The 13,930-nt window shown below is 54.5% G+C and carries 12 protein-coding genes; 5 read left to right on the top strand and 7 right to left on the bottom strand.

Going from position 1 to position 13,930, the window contains the following annotated elements; genetic code table 11:
• Positions 1-30: 30 nt before the first annotated feature.
• The 3 genes from ACVKSX_RS09375 to ACVKSX_RS09385 form a co-directional block, all read right to left on the bottom strand.
• A complete protein-coding gene (locus ACVKSX_RS09375) occupies positions 31-1,092 on the bottom strand; it encodes a sugar phosphate isomerase/epimerase family protein (protein ID WP_132499027.1) in 1,062 nt (353 codons plus the stop codon).
• A 26-nt stretch (positions 1,093-1,118) separates the two neighbouring features.
• On the bottom strand, positions 1,119-2,348 hold the full coding sequence (locus tag ACVKSX_RS09380) for an MFS transporter (protein ID WP_132499025.1): 1,230 nt from the start codon (positions 2,346-2,348) through the stop codon (positions 1,119-1,121).
• 144 nt (positions 2,349-2,492) lie between these two features.
• Entirely contained in the window at positions 2,493-3,404 is a 912-nt protein-coding gene (locus ACVKSX_RS09385; protein ID WP_010247205.1) for a DMT family transporter, read from the bottom strand.
• A gap of 232 nt (positions 3,405-3,636) precedes the next feature.
• Here ACVKSX_RS09385 and ACVKSX_RS09390 point away from each other — a divergent pair, with 232 nt between their 5' ends.
• The gene (locus ACVKSX_RS09390; RefSeq protein WP_010247208.1) at positions 3,637-4,653 is read left to right on the top strand and encodes a lipoate--protein ligase A; all 1,017 of its coding nucleotides are present in this window, start codon (positions 3,637-3,639) and stop codon (positions 4,651-4,653) included.
• Between the two features lie 179 nt (positions 4,654-4,832).
• Here the strand turns inward: ACVKSX_RS09390 and cspE are convergent, their stop codons facing one another.
• Positions 4,833-5,045, bottom strand: coding sequence for a transcription antiterminator/RNA stability regulator CspE (gene cspE / locus ACVKSX_RS09395; RefSeq protein WP_003855207.1), 213 nt, complete (start codon positions 5,043-5,045; stop codon positions 4,833-4,835).
• Between the two features lie 424 nt (positions 5,046-5,469).
• Positions 5,470-6,666, bottom strand: coding sequence for an MFS transporter (locus tag ACVKSX_RS09400; RefSeq protein WP_354438776.1), 1,197 nt, complete (start codon positions 6,664-6,666; stop codon positions 5,470-5,472).
• Between the two features lie 293 nt (positions 6,667-6,959).
• On the opposite strand from ACVKSX_RS09400, the gene ACVKSX_RS09405 reads away from it, so the two are divergent.
• The gene (locus tag ACVKSX_RS09405) at positions 6,960-7,709 is read left to right on the top strand and encodes an NAD-dependent epimerase/dehydratase family protein (RefSeq protein ID WP_158149915.1); all 750 of its coding nucleotides are present in this window, start codon (positions 6,960-6,962) and stop codon (positions 7,707-7,709) included.
• A gap of 141 nt (positions 7,710-7,850) precedes the next feature.
• Here the strand turns inward: ACVKSX_RS09405 and ACVKSX_RS09410 are convergent, their stop codons facing one another.
• The gene (locus ACVKSX_RS09410) at positions 7,851-8,744 is read right to left on the bottom strand and encodes an ABC transporter six-transmembrane domain-containing protein (protein ID WP_010670321.1); all 894 of its coding nucleotides are present in this window, start codon (positions 8,742-8,744) and stop codon (positions 7,851-7,853) included.
• 104 nt (positions 8,745-8,848) lie between these two features.
• Between ACVKSX_RS09410 and ACVKSX_RS09415 the strand changes: the two genes are divergently transcribed.
• From ACVKSX_RS09415 to ACVKSX_RS09425, 3 genes are all read left to right on the top strand, one after another.
• Positions 8,849-9,424, top strand: coding sequence for a TetR/AcrR family transcriptional regulator (locus ACVKSX_RS09415; protein ID WP_354438775.1), 576 nt, complete (start codon positions 8,849-8,851; stop codon positions 9,422-9,424).
• A gap of 472 nt (positions 9,425-9,896) precedes the next feature.
• A complete protein-coding gene (locus ACVKSX_RS09420) occupies positions 9,897-11,282 on the top strand; it encodes a diaminobutyrate--2-oxoglutarate transaminase (RefSeq protein ID WP_022624771.1) in 1,386 nt (461 codons plus the stop codon).
• Positions 11,283-11,296: 14 nt separating this feature from the next.
• On the top strand, positions 11,297-12,763 hold the full coding sequence (locus ACVKSX_RS09425; RefSeq protein WP_167433079.1) for a pyridoxal phosphate-dependent decarboxylase family protein: 1,467 nt from the start codon (positions 11,297-11,299) through the stop codon (positions 12,761-12,763).
• 143 nt (positions 12,764-12,906) lie between these two features.
• Here the strand turns inward: ACVKSX_RS09425 and ACVKSX_RS09430 are convergent, their stop codons facing one another.
• Complete coding sequence (locus ACVKSX_RS09430) at positions 12,907-13,782, bottom strand: LysR family transcriptional regulator (protein WP_122889358.1); 876 nt, start codon at positions 13,780-13,782, stop codon at positions 12,907-12,909.
• Positions 13,783-13,930 lie beyond the last annotated feature (148 nt).

Below are 13,930 nucleotides of genomic sequence, written 5' to 3' on the forward strand. Positions count from 1 at the left end.
CCCACAGAAAACCTTTGAATCCATGCCGCCTCAGACGTCGCGATCCAGACCCAGCTGATGGCGCACCGAAGGGGCGTTCTCTGCTAAAGCAAAATCATCAAAAGCGCGGTCAGCCACCGGGATAATATGCCGGCGGATAAATTCCGCCCCTTCACGCGCCCCGGTCTCGCCATCCTTCAGACAGCACTCCCACTCCAGCACCGCCCAGCCGTCATAGTCGTACTGGGCCAGTTTGCTAAAAATGCGGCTGAAGTCGATCTGGCCATCGCCCGGCGAGCGAAAGCGTCCGGCGCGCGCCAGCCACGGTTGATAGCCGCCATACACTCCGCTGCGTCCATTTAACTGGTACTCCGCATCCTTAACGTGAAAAGCTTTAATACGCGGATGATAGAGGTCGATGAACTGCAGATAGTCGATGTGTTGCAGAAGAAGATGGCTGGGATCGAACAGGATATTGCAGCGCGGGTGGTGATTCACTTGCGTCAGAAATCGCTCAAACGTGACACCGTCATGCAGGTCTTCGCCGGGATGTATCTCATAACAGAGGTCCACACCGTGATGGTCAAAACTATCCAGCACCGGCAGCCAGCGGCGCGCCAGCTCAGCAAACGCCTCATCAAACAGGTCTTCGTGGTGTGGCGGCCAGGGATAGAACCAGGGCCAGGCGAGCGAGCCGGAAAAAGTGGCATGTGCGCGCAGGCCGAGTTTTTCAGAAGCAGCAGCCGCACGCTTTAGCGTAGCGATGGCCCAGTCGGTGCGCCGGGCGGGATCGCCTCGCAGCGCGGCAGGCGCAAAATTATCAAAAGCGAGATCGTATGCGGGGTTCACGGCAACCAGCTGCCCTTCCAGATGCGTTGAAAGCTCACTGATCTCCAGTCCGAAACCGGCCAGTGTTCCCCTCACCTCGTCGCAGTAAGTCTGGCTGACCGCTGCCTGCTTAAGGTCGAAAATAGCGGGCTGGTGGCAGGGGATCTGCAGTGCCCGGTATCCCAGCCCGGCGGCCCACTCCGCCAGCCCCGCCAGTGAATTAAAAGGCGGCTGGGTGGTGATGAACTGTGACAGGAAGATGCCGGGTCCCTTAACTGTTTTCATCTGTGACTCCTGATTTCAGTTACCGCTTAATCACGGTATTTGAATGAGAAGAAGAAAATAATCGCAATCACCGCAGCCGCCACGGCAGGGATCCACCAGAATATCGCCCAGCTCTCTGCGCTGGCGTTACCCGCCACCAGCTGATTGTAGAGCGCACCGGAGATTTGCGATCCCAGCAGCATGCCGATGCCGTAGGTGAACATCACCACCATGCTCTGCGCCTGCCCCTTGACCTTTTCACCGGCGATCCGATCGGTGTAGATGAATCCCACCACAAAGAAGAAGTCATAGCAGACGCCATGCAGCAGAATGCCAATGTAAATCAGCGTGCGCGTCTCATCACTCATGCCCAGCGCAAACAGTGCATAGCGGACAAACCACGCTGTCATGCCAATCAGCAGCATGACTTTCACGCCAAGACGGCGGAACAGCAGTGGAATGATCAGCATGAAAACAATTTCAGACATCTGACCCAGTGACATCAGGGTGCTCACTTCCCGGATACCGGCATCCGCCAGCCAGGAGGCGGTAAAAGCGTAGTAGGTGCCGAGCGGAATAGAGATCAGGGTGGCACACAGCGCAAAGACCAGGAAATGACGCAGTCGCAGCAGTGCGAAGGCATCGGCGCAGAAGAGATCGCGAACTTTTAACGGCAATCCTTTGGCCGGAGCCGGCGTATGTGGCAGCGTCAGGCTGTAGATCGCCAGCAATACAGAACAGAGCGCCGCCAGCTGGAACACTGCCACGCTGTCAGCAATGCCCGTTACGCCGATAAAGATCCCCGCCACGATCCAGCCGATGGTGCCGAAGACTCTGACGATAGGAAAGCTTTTCTCGCTGCTGGCGAGGCTGTGAAAGGCGATGTTATTTGAGAGCGCCAGGGTCGGCATAAAGCAGAGTGTATAGCCAAATAACAGTGCGATCAGCTGCGCCCCATTCTCCGCGATTAGCGCCTGGGGCACGAACCAGAGAATCGCTGCGCCCGCCAGGTTCATCACCGCCATCACTTTCTGCGAGGGAAAAAAGCGATCCACCAGCATACCGAGCACAAACGGCGAGAGAATTGAGGCGATAGGTCCGGCCGAAAACGCATCCCCAATCAGCAACGGCATGTTGTGACGGGTCATTACCAGCCCCAGCGTCACCGACCAGCTGCCCCAGATAAAGAACTGCATAAACATCATCAGAGAGAGGCGCGGCACCAGCAGCTTATGCTGCATCTGCTGGCCTGCTCTCTCCTGCACTGTTGCAATCATGGGAACCTCACGAATAAGTAATCGATTACATTCTGATTGCTCACAACGTAAACGAATGCAGCCGACTGTTCCTTCGCCGCGATCACAAATTATTAACTCTGCGTTATCACTCTGTAAATAACAAGGCGATGCCGGGCGGGCCGATCAGCGACTGGCATTAACTATCCGCGCTTTACGGAAGCGGTAACGCTCATACAGCACCGAGTAAAGGCCGCCTGCCACCACCAGAATCGCACCCATCACCGTAGTGGAGGTTGGCAGATTGCCGAGCAGCAGATAACCCACCGCCACTGACCAGATTAAGGTGGTGTAGTCGAACGGGGCCAGCAACGACGCTTCGGCATAGCGCAGGCTCAGAGTCATCAGAATCTGAGTAATACCGCCCAGCAGCCCACATCCCACCAGTAATGCCAGCTGATTGCCATGCGGCACTTTCCAGCCGCCTGGCAGCGTGACCAGCGATGTTAAGGCCGTGGTAATAGCGAACCAGAAAGCGATGGCGCCCGGCTTCTCTTTGCCGTTAAGAAAGCGGATCTGCACCAGCGCACAGGCGGTACAGAAGGCCGCCATCAACGCCAGCAGAATACCCGCCGATGCAGAAAGGGAAAATGTTGCCTGACGTGTCAGTGTGAGATGCCCGGAGAACATCACCAGAATGCCACTGAAACCGGTAAAGACCGCGACCCAGCGATGGTGACGCACTTTTTCGCGCAGAAATAGCGCCGCCAGCAGCACGGTAAACAGCGGCGCGGCATAGTTGATAGCCGTGGCGTCGGTCAGAGAAATGTAGAGCAGCGACAGATAACTGAAATAGAGTCCACCGGTTCCGGCCAGCCCGCGCACAAAATGCCCCCGGATATTGCGGGTGCGAATGCCGTCCAGCACGCTGCCCTGCAAGCGCAGCCAGATTAACAGCGGCACCAGTGCCAGCAGCGAGCGAAAAAATATGACTTCGCCGACCGGTATCGCCCCATCGAGTTCTTTTACACAGGCCAGCATCAGCGTGCTACTTAATGCAGCGGTGATCTTCATCGCTATGCCAGCGGAAGCGTTCATACGATTTTTGTTCTCTCAAAAGGGAAAATAAGCAGGGGAATCAGCACACTCCTTATCCATATTGTCATAATGTTGTTCTCCAATCTGCCGCGATTACTCTGCAGACGGCATTTTATCTTTTTTTGCCGCAGCATCACGGCATGAAGAGGCATGTAGTCCCGTTTCCCGGCTGATACACTCTGCCTTCTGCCCTGCTTTATGGGCCTCTTCTCTTAAGGAACGGGAGTGACCGATGTCCACGCTGCGTTTACTGTTATCTGAATCCAACGATCCCTGGTTTAACCTGGCGGTAGAAGAGTGCATTTTCCGCCAGATGCCGGCCACCCAGCGGGTGCTGTTTTTGTGGCGTAATGCGGAAACGGTGGTGATCGGGCGGGCACAGAATCCGTGGAAAGAGTGCAATACCCGACGCATGGCGGAAGATGGCATCCGGCTGGCACGTCGCAGCAGCGGCGGTGGCGCGGTGTTTCACGATCTCGGCAATTGCTGTTTTACCTTTATGGCCGGCAAGCCGGAGTATGATAAAAGCGTCTCGACTGAGATCATCCTGCGCGCACTGACTTCGCTTGGCGTACCCGCGGAGGCTTCTGGCCGTAATGACTTAGTGGTGAACACCGCTGACGGGCTGCGCAAAATATCCGGTTCAGCCTACCGTGAAACGCCGGATCGCGGTTTCCATCACGGCACTATTCTGATGGATGCCGACCTCTCTCGCCTGGCGGATTACCTTAATCCGGATGTGAAGAAATTGCAGGCGAAGGGGATTACCTCAGTGCGCGCCAGAGTGACCAATCTGGCGGAGTTAACGCCGGGTATCAGCTATCAGGCGATCTGCTCCGCGGTGACGGACGCATTTTTCAACTATTACGGTGAGCGCTGTGAGCCAGAGAGGATCTCTCCCGACGCCCTGCCCGATCTGCCGGGTTTCAGAGAGCAGTTCGCAAAGCAGAGTAGCTGGGAGTGGAATTTCGGTCAGGCACCCGATTTCTCGCATCTGCTGGACCAGCGTTTTGTCTGGGGTGGCGTGGAGATTCATTTCGATGTAGAACGCGGCGTGATCAGCCGCTGTCAGATTTTCAGCGACAGCCTCAACCCTGCGCCGCTGGAAGCGCTGGCGCAGCGGTTGCAGGGTGTGACCTATCGGCCCGATGCCCTTGAACCGGTGCTGAATCAGCTTATTGCGGATTTTCCGGAGCAACGCGCGGAGCTGACAGAATTGCAGCAGTGGCTGGTCGCCAGCGTGCGCTGAACATTTTTTTACTGGCCCGCGCGGATATCTGGCGCGGGCAAAAAACATCGCGTAAGCATCTGGCAAACCATAAACGCAAAAAACCCGCACAAGGCGGGTTTTAATTAATTATCAATATCAGGCTTATCTGCTCAGGCTATTGCCATCACGCGTTGATAAGCACCATTGATAATTAAGGCTTACATAGGGACAACGTTTGCCGCTGAAGGACCTTTAGCGCCGTTTTCAATAGTGAATTCGACCTGCTGACCTTCGTCCAGAGTTTTATAATCGTTGCTCTGAATTGCAGAGAAATGTACGAATACATCTTTGCTGCCATCCTGAGGAGAGATAAAACCGAAACCTTTACCAGCGTCAAACCATTTTACTAAACCAGTCATTTTATTAGACATCGATAATTCCTTAATTTATGAGCCACAAAGTGGCGAAGATGGCCTGTCTTTCAGAAGGTAACTTACCAGGCTTTTAGGAGGAGACTCATGAATAAGGGTATCTTGTGATATCGCTTGCACTGAGGACTGCTTTACTAAAACTGCTTTGATAAGGTCTGTGTTCCAAACCGATGACGCTATTAAGCCACGCCTCACCGACATTAGCAAACATTATTTTAATTTACTTTTAACATCCAGACGTCCGGAGCGCCCTTGTTGATTTCCCGAGCATTTTGAAACTTCAGGGCTGGCAGAATGATAATTTTCACTGAACGGTCAGAGAGTCAATAATAGTGCGGTTAATCATTGCTGAAAAATTATACGGCGGCCATGTAGCGATAAAGCGCAGCGATAAACAGTATCGCTGCGCCCTGCTTTATAGAACTCAGGCCAGTTGAGTCTGCTGACGGGCAGCATGTCGCGCCGTGAGCACAAAGACCATCAGACCGGCCACGCCCAGCGCAACACCCACCCACGCTGTTGAGATCCAGCCATAGCCCAGCGACACCGACAGGCCCCCAAGATACGCGCCCATCGCATTGGCAATGTTCAACGCCGAGTGATTCATCGCAGCCGCCAGGGTTTGCGACTCATTGGCGACATCCATCAGGCGAATCTGCAACGACGGCAGCAGCACTGAGCAGGTGCCGATCAGGAACGTGGCCAGCAGGCCGGTTGCCACATGCTGAACCAGCACCGGGAAGGCCAGCATCACCAGCACGTTCCATAACAGCGTCCAGCCAATAATATTCAGCACCGGGCCATCAGCCAGACGGCCACCCACCAGATTACCGATGATCATTCCCAGCCCAAACGCCACCATCGCCCAGGGGATCAGCGAGGGGGAGATGCCAGCAATGTTAATCAGCGTCGGCGCGATATAACTGAAGATGGCGAACATCCCGCCAAATCCTACCGCCCCCACCAGCAGGGTCAGCAGCACCTGTGCGTTTTTCAGCGCGCCCAGTTCCCGCAGCGGATGCGCATCCACATCGCCAGGCATGTAAGGAACATAGCGGCCAATCAGCAGGCAGGTCAGCAGACCAATTGCGCCCACAAAGGTGAACACCACGTGCCAGCTAAATAATTGACCTATCCAGGAGCCCAGCGGCACACCAATCAGGGTCGCTACCGTCAGTCCCAGCATTAGTGACGCCAGAGCGCGGCCACGACGTTCAATCGGCACCAGCGAAACGGCCACCAGCGACGCCACACCAAAGTAGGCGCCGTGAGGCAGCCCGGTCAGAAAACGCGCCACGAGCAGGCCGTGATAGCTGTCGGCCATCGCGCTGGCAACATTACCGATGCTGAACAGCGCCATCAGGATCAGCAGCAGCGATTTACGTGCCATTCGCGCCGCCAGCACCGCAATAAACGGCGCACCGACCACCACGCCCAGTGCGTAACTGGCGATGGCGTTGCCCGCCTGCGGCTCGGTAATTGCCAGGGAGCGTGAAACATCTGGCAGCAGGCCCATCATGATGAACTCACCGGTACCGATGCCAAAGCCGCCCAGCGCGAGGGCCAGTAATGCCCAGCGGACAAAACCGGCATCGTCGGTTTTATGATTTTTTCTTAACAAAATTGATTCCCAATGGCCAGAACTGAAAAAACTGAAGTGAGGCGGAGAGAGAAAGCAGAGCGTGTTCCCGTCCGGTTGAAGCGGGCAGACTATAAAAAGTCAGGCTGCGCTTAGCAACCCATTTATGTGATCTGGCGCACAGTGAAGGCTGCGGTAACATGGGTCTTTATCCGTGCCACTCTGGCGCATAGCGACCTGTTAAAGATCACAATCCGGAAAGCTACGCAGGCCTGAGTCGTGAATCTCTGTTTAACTGACCTCTCAGCGCTTCTTTTGCATAACAGGATCAGCAGATGACGACCAGAGTTATCCTTCTTACCGGTGCCAGCGGGCGCATCGGGCGCACTTTCTTTGCGGCCAGCCAGAGTAACTACCGTTTTATCCTGACCGATTTACGTGAGCCGGATTACACGATACCCGCACCCCATCGTTTTATTGTGGCGGATCTGTCACAACCTGGTGCGGCGGAGAAATTACTGGCTGAAGAGCCTGTCGATACCGTCATCCACCTCGCCGGTATCCCGGATGCGCAGGCCAGTTTCGACGATCTGCTGCCCGCCAATATTCTCTCTACGACCTGGATACTCAAGGCAGCAGCTGAGCACCGCTGTCGTCGTCTGGTCTTTGCCAGCAGTGCGCAGACCATTGAGGGCTACCCGGCGGATGTCCAGATACATCCCGGCATGGCCGTCTCTCCCGCGAATCTGTATGGCGTCACCAAATGTTATGGTGAAGCACTTTGCGCCTTCTATGCCAGCCAGCACGGCTTGAGCTGTGTGGCATTAAGAATCGGGGCGTTTGAACCTGCACTGGATAACAGCCTGCATAATGCACGGGATTACAGTGCCTGGCTGAGTCCGGAAGATGCCGTCAGATTGCTCAACGGCGCTGTCGAGGCAGAGAAGATCACCTTCTTTATTGGCTACGGCATTTCCGATAACCGTTTTAAGCGCTTTGATCTGACACAGACGCGAGAAGTGCTGGGCTATACGCCATCTGATAACGCATTCAGAGCATTTGCGCCAGGTGAGCTGGATTATTAGCCCCTCCCCTGAGCCGTGATCGCTTTCGGTCCCGAGTCGGCTCGTTATTCTTCACCTCCGTTGCCGCCGGTCCCTCCGGCGGCTGCTTGAGCCCTCAACTGAGACAACGCCCAAAAGAAGGCAGCGCATGAATCGGCCAAATCAGTGCGTGCCGGTATTTACCCGGCGACCTATGTCTTTCAACTGGGAATATTTTTCCAGCAGCTGTGGGCCATCATCCAGGCTCATGGCAAACATCCACATATAGGTCATCACCGAATAGATGTGACCCGCATTGGTCCCGCCACGGTTCGACATTACCGCAATGGTGACAGCAAATAGCAGTGCCGCCACGCTACCGATGGCCAGATAACCCCAGGCTTCCCGATCGGAGAGACGGATCCGCAGGCTGGCCAGCACGCCATAATGACGGTCCAGTGACGCAGCGTTAGCGTTGCTGACAAAGCTCACCTCTTTCTCCAGCCGGTTATTCAGACGACCAAACAGCACATCGTTTTTGCGGGTAAATCCCGGCAGGAAACAGGCGAAGAACAGCAGGATCGCCAGACAGCCCGCGCCGGTCCAGAACTCGATAGCCAGCAGCATCACCGCGGCGCCGGTCATAGAGGCCAGCGAGGTAATCAGCACCGGCAGATGTTTCTCAAAAAAGTCGACAAACTCGCGTGACAAGGCCACCCGCGCGGCAATGGTGGAAGCGCTCTGGTTTTCGCTACGCTGTGCCACAATCACCGGCACGGCCAGCCCGGCGTAAATACGGGCAAAGGTGCGGGTATCGACGCTGCGTCGTGCCGCTCCGATGGCCCACATGGTAAACACCATCACCGCATAGAGCACCGCATGCCAGGTCCTGCCGGAGAGAATCGCATTAATAGCGAAGCCCGCCAGCAGCGGATAGAGGAGATACATGACATTTTCCGCCACCACCAGCAGCAGCGTGAGGAACAGCTTGCGGCTATGGCGACGGCCGAGCATTTTTAATGTCAGAATAGCGCTGCGGGGTTTTGCTACCGGCAGGATCGTTTTTGAGGAATGCATAGTTTCTGTTTCTGATATCATGAGTCTTGAGCGGTTGCTCAAGAACGAAAAGCAGTTTATTTGAGCAGTTGCTCAAAGTCAACGTGACACTCATTGAGAGAGAGATGAAAGAGTCAGCTGAAGCACTGAGAACCAAAATCCTGGATACCGCGATAGTGTTATTTATCGAGAATGGGATCGAAAAAGTGACCACTCGGGAACTCACTGAGTCGGTGGGCATTTCACGCAGTCATATTTATCACTATTTCAGCAACTGGCAGACGCTCTGCCTGGCAGCGCTTGAACGCTTTATGCACGTGGATTTAGAAAATTTTGCTGACTCCCTGACTCTACTCACACCCCGCCAGAGGTTGCTGACGCTGTTCGAAAGTCATCTGCCGAGCGCACCGGATGCAACCTGGCAACTTTATGCTTCATTCTGGCAGATGGCTGCGCATCACGAAGCCTATGCCGCGCTGGCAGAACAAATGACGGCAGCGTGGCAGGCGCTGGTGGAGGAGATAATTCGTGACGGCGTCACAGATGGAACGCTGCGTTGTGCCGATATACCGCGCACCGCCCGGCAAATCAGTGCGATGCTTAACGGCTATGCCGATTTGCTGACCATCAATCCGTCGGAGAAAAAGGCAAGCGAAGGGATGGCTGACTTAACGCACTTTATTGATCATCTCCTGTCGTAACGTGGATCTGACGCGTTATAAAGGCTTTAACAACGCCAGATTTTAATTAAATGTTAATAAAAGGTTTATTATTTTAATTGGTCTGCGCTTTTAACCCGCTATAAATGCGGCTTCTTCAGTCAAACTGACTTATGCTTTTTCCATCTGAAAAGGCCCCTTTTTGATAGCGTTTTGCCCCGGAAACAGCTATTTACACAGATTATTATCATTGACTTAGCACGCCCCGCGCCGGGTAAGCTGGTGTTTTTACGCCACTTATTAACCACGGACTAGCGAAGCGGCAATAATGTATACGTTCACAAACTCACCAAATGATTGATTCCTATAGCAAAGAATCTGTTATCTGCCGATAAAATTAAACATTGAGTCGGACCTTAAAAACACCTATATTGGCCGCGCTTAAAACACATACCCCAATTTAAATACATTTATTCAACTGCGACGCTACGCCCGTCCCGGTTGTAGGAGAGATATGATGACGGATAAAGTCCGTATAGATAGTTTGAATGCACAGAACTTAAACGCAACCAATGAAACCTATTTAGCCCGTCAGGCTGAATTTGAATCAAACGTTCGAAGTTATCCTCGCAAATTGCCGTTCGCGATTGCGAAAGCACAGGGTGTCTGGATCACAGACGTCGAGAATAATCAGTATCTCGACTGTCTTGCAGGTGCCGGAACGCTGGCATTGGGTCATAACCATCCAGACGTTCTGCAGAGCATTCAAAATGTCATTACCAGCGGCTTGCCGTTACATACTCTTGATTTAACCACGCCGTTAAAAGATGCGTTCTCTGAGTATCTGCTCTCGTTATTACCGGGTCAGGGCAAAGAGTACTGCCTGCAGTTTACCGGCCCGTCGGGCGCGGATGCCGTTGAAGCGGCGCTGAAACTGGCGAAAAAACACACCGGTCGTTCCGGCATCATCAGCTTCTCTGGTGCGTATCACGGCATGACCCACGGCGCGCTGTCTGTTACCGGCAACCTGTCACCGAAAGAAGCGGTCGACGGCTTGATGCCGGAAGTGCAGTTCATGCCTTATCCGCACCTCTACCGCTGCCCGCTGGGCATTGGCGGTGAAGCGGGCGTGAAAGCGCTGACCTACTACTTCGAAAACCTGATCAACGACGTTGAGAGCGGCGTTCGCAAACCGGCAGCCGTCATTCTGGAAGCGGTTCAGGGCGAAGGCGGTGTTAACCCGGCTCCGGCTGAGTGGCTGCAGCGCATCCGTAAAGTGACCAAAGAGCATGGCATTCTGCTGATCATCGACGAAGTGCAGGCGGGCATTGCCCGTACCGGTAAATTCTTCGCCTTTGAGCACGCCGGTATTGAGCCGGACATCATCGTGATGTCAAAAGCGGTCGGCGGCGGTCTGCCACTGGCGGTACTGGGCATTAAGAAAGAGTTCGACGCCTGGTCTCCTGGCCACCACACCGGCACCTTCCGTGGCAACCAGCTCGCAATGGCGACCGGCCTGACTACGCTGAAACTGCTGAAAGATAACAACATCGCTGACAAAGTTGCTGCACAGGGCGAATGGCTGAAAGGCAAACTGGGCGAGCTGCAGCAGCGCTACCCGGTGATCGGCAACGTGCGTGGTCTGGGTCTGATGATCGGCATTGAGCTGGTGAAACCTGACGAAGCCGCTGATCACATGGGCAGCTTCCCTGCAGACGGCGAGCTCTCCGCGCTGGTACAGAAAAAATGTTTTGAGAACGGCCTGATTCTGGAGCGTGGCGGACGTCACGGCAGCGTATTACGTTTGCTGCCGTCCCTGCTGATCACAGATGCAGAACTGGACGTGTTTATGGATAAATTTGAAAACGCCCTGCTGTCAGCTGGCGTGAAACCAGTTTGAGTGGAGTGAATGCAATGTCCCGGTTAAACCCGATTCTGGCGGCCTCAGCACAGAGTACCGAGGCCTACCAGCAGGCGATTGCCCAGAGTAGCGCGGCCGTCGTGAAGTGGCTGGAACAACCTGAGATGTATCAGGGAAAAACTGTCGCAGAGCTGCGCGAGCGCATTAAGCTGGACTTCAATCCTCAGGGCCTGGGCAACCAGGCCGCGATTGAACGCGCCATTGAGTACTTCCTCAAAGACAGCCTGTCGGTTCATCACCCGCAGTGTGTGGCGCATCTGCACTGCCCGAGCCTGGTTATCAGCCAGGCGGCGGAAGTCCTGATTAATGCCACCAACCAGAGTATGGATTCGTGGGACCAGGCACCTTCAGCCACCCTGATTGAGATGAAGCTGATCGAGTGGCTGCGCATCCAGGTCGGTTATCAGTCCGGCGACGCGGGTGTCTTTACCAGCGGCGGCACCCAGAGCAACCTGATGGGTCTGATGCTGGCGCGTGACGCCTGGTTTGCCCGTCAGGGTCATTCTGTTCAGCAGGATGGTTTAACCGGCGATCTGAAGAAGATTAAAGTCTTCTGTTCAGAGAATGCGCACTTCTCGGTTCAGAAGAATATGGCGCTGCTGGGTCTGGGCTATCAATCCGTGACGCAGGTGAAATGCGATCGCTTTGCCCGCATGGATATGGATGACCTGCGCCACAAACTGGCAGCCTCCAAAGCCAACGGTGAAAACATTCTGGCGATTGTTGCCACGGCGGGTACTACCGATGCCGGTGCGATCGATCCCCTGCGTGAAATCGCGGCGCTGGCGGCCGAAGAGAACATCTGGGTGCACGTCGATGCGGCCTGGGGCGGCGCGCTGCTGCTCTCAGAAAAGTATCGTGATTATCTGGATGGCATTGAGCTGGTCGATTCCATTACCCTGGATTTCCATAAGCAGTTCTTCCAGACCATCAGCTGTGGTGCTTTCCTGCTGAAGGAAGCACGCCACTATGAGCTGATGCGCTACCAGGCGGCCTATCTGAACTCTGAGTTTGATGAAGCGCAGGGTGTGCCGAATCTGGTATCCAAATCGCTTCAGACCACCCGCCGTTTCGATGCACTGAAACTGTGGATGGGCCTGGAAGCGCTGGGTCAGAAACAGTATGCCGAAATCATCGATCACGGTGTGACACTGGCGCAGCAGGTTGCACAGTACGTTGATGAGCAGCCTGCGCTGGAGCTGGTGATGAAACCGCAACTGGCCAGCGTGCTGTTCCGCTATCGTCCGGCGCATCTGGCGCACTTCAGCAGTGCAGATATCGCGCTGCTGAATCAGCGTATCGGTGATGCCCTGCTGGAATCGGGCCGCGCCAACGTTGGCGTGACCGAGTTCGATGGCGTGACCTGCCTGAAGATGACCCTGCTGAATCCGACAGTGACGCTGGAAGATATCAAAGTGTTGCTGACATTGGTGGAAACCACGGCACAGCAGCTGGTGTAAATAGTGGCGTCAGGATCACTATCAGAGGCGCCTCCGGGCGCCTTTTCTTTTTATGTTTTTATCCCTTTCATTCATCGGTGAGGCCACAGCGCCTGTGCGCTGGTTTGCCGGACACCTCCGCCTCTGCCCCTTTTGTGTAGCCCCTAGCCGATCTTGTATTGACTTACCCATTCAGCACAAAAATCCAGATACGCGAGTGTGATGGCTGAAGGATGTTTGTGCCGGACATAGACCAGATGTAAGGGCATCGAGTGAGTCGGATAACTGGGCAGCAGCCGCACCAGCTTCCCGCTCTCCACATCAGGTTTAACTAAAAAATCAAACAACAGCGATACCCCGGCACCGCTCAGTGCATAGTGGCGCAGGCCCTGCGTGTTGTTAGAGGAAAAAAACGGCTCAAACTTTACCTTCTCGTCTCCGGATACCCACTCAAAGGAACCACTGTTAAGCCCTTCCCAGCTGGCTATCGGACACGTCGCCAGCGCCGCCAGCGTCTGCGGATGTCCAAAGCGTTCAGCCAGTTCAGGCGTGGCAACAAACCATGCCTCGACATTCATAACCGGTTTCGCAATTACATCCTCGGTATGCAACTCGCCCAGCCTGAGTGCCACGTCAATGCCATCTTCAAACAGATCCACCACTCTTTCCCCTGAGTGGCAAAACACTTTGATATCAGGATAGCGTTGCTGAAACGCATGCAGTAACTCCCACCAGATAGTGAAGTCAGGCGGCACCGATATTCGCAGTTTGCCCGCCAGTTTGTGCGCAGACCTGACCGTTTTGGTGGCCTCTTCCAGCAATTCCAGGCCAGGTCGCGATTGCTCAAAGAACTGTTGTCCTTTGTAGGTCGGCCTGACCCCTTTCTTTGATCGCTCCAGTAACTGCACACCCAGTGCCCGCTCCAGCTCGTTCACTTTCCGCACCAGCGTAGAGATGGGGATAGCCGTTCTCTCACTTGCCGCTGAAAAGCTGCCTGCCTGAACGACTGCAATAAAGAGTTTTGTCGCGTTGAGATCCATTATCTTTCCATATCTGGCAAACACGTACCCAATTCTGACCGTTTACTTCTTATTTTCAACTATTAAACTCCCTGTTTTGGCTAAGAGAATAAAAATAAAACGGCCCGTAAAAAACTCTTATTTCTAACGAATAAGTCTGGCTACACCG

Source organism: Pantoea sp. PvP021, assembly GCF_054056055.1.

Coding starts and splice junctions, on each gene's coding strand:
- ACVKSX_RS09375 (WP_132499027.1), bottom strand. CDS start 1,092: ATGAAAACAGTTAAGGGACCCGGCATCTTCCTGTCACAGTTCATCACC.
- ACVKSX_RS09380 (WP_132499025.1), bottom strand. CDS start 2,348: ATGATTGCAACAGTGCAGGAGAGAGCAGGCCAGCAGATGCAGCATAAG.
- ACVKSX_RS09385 (WP_010247205.1), bottom strand. CDS start 3,404: ATGAACGCTTCCGCTGGCATAGCGATGAAGATCACCGCTGCATTAAGT.
- ACVKSX_RS09390 (WP_010247208.1), top strand. CDS start 3,637: ATGTCCACGCTGCGTTTACTGTTATCTGAATCCAACGATCCCTGGTTT.
- cspE (WP_003855207.1), bottom strand. CDS start 5,045: ATGTCTAATAAAATGACTGGTTTAGTAAAATGGTTTGACGCTGGTAAA.
- ACVKSX_RS09405 (WP_158149915.1), top strand. CDS start 6,960: ATGACGACCAGAGTTATCCTTCTTACCGGTGCCAGCGGGCGCATCGGG.
- ACVKSX_RS09410 (WP_010670321.1), bottom strand. CDS start 8,744: ATGCATTCCTCAAAAACGATCCTGCCGGTAGCAAAACCCCGCAGCGCT.
- ACVKSX_RS09415 (WP_354438775.1), top strand. CDS start 8,849: ATGAAAGAGTCAGCTGAAGCACTGAGAACCAAAATCCTGGATACCGCG.
- ACVKSX_RS09420 (WP_022624771.1), top strand. CDS start 9,897: ATGATGACGGATAAAGTCCGTATAGATAGTTTGAATGCACAGAACTTA.
- ACVKSX_RS09425 (WP_167433079.1), top strand. CDS start 11,297: ATGTCCCGGTTAAACCCGATTCTGGCGGCCTCAGCACAGAGTACCGAG.
- ACVKSX_RS09430 (WP_122889358.1), bottom strand. CDS start 13,782: ATGGATCTCAACGCGACAAAACTCTTTATTGCAGTCGTTCAGGCAGGC.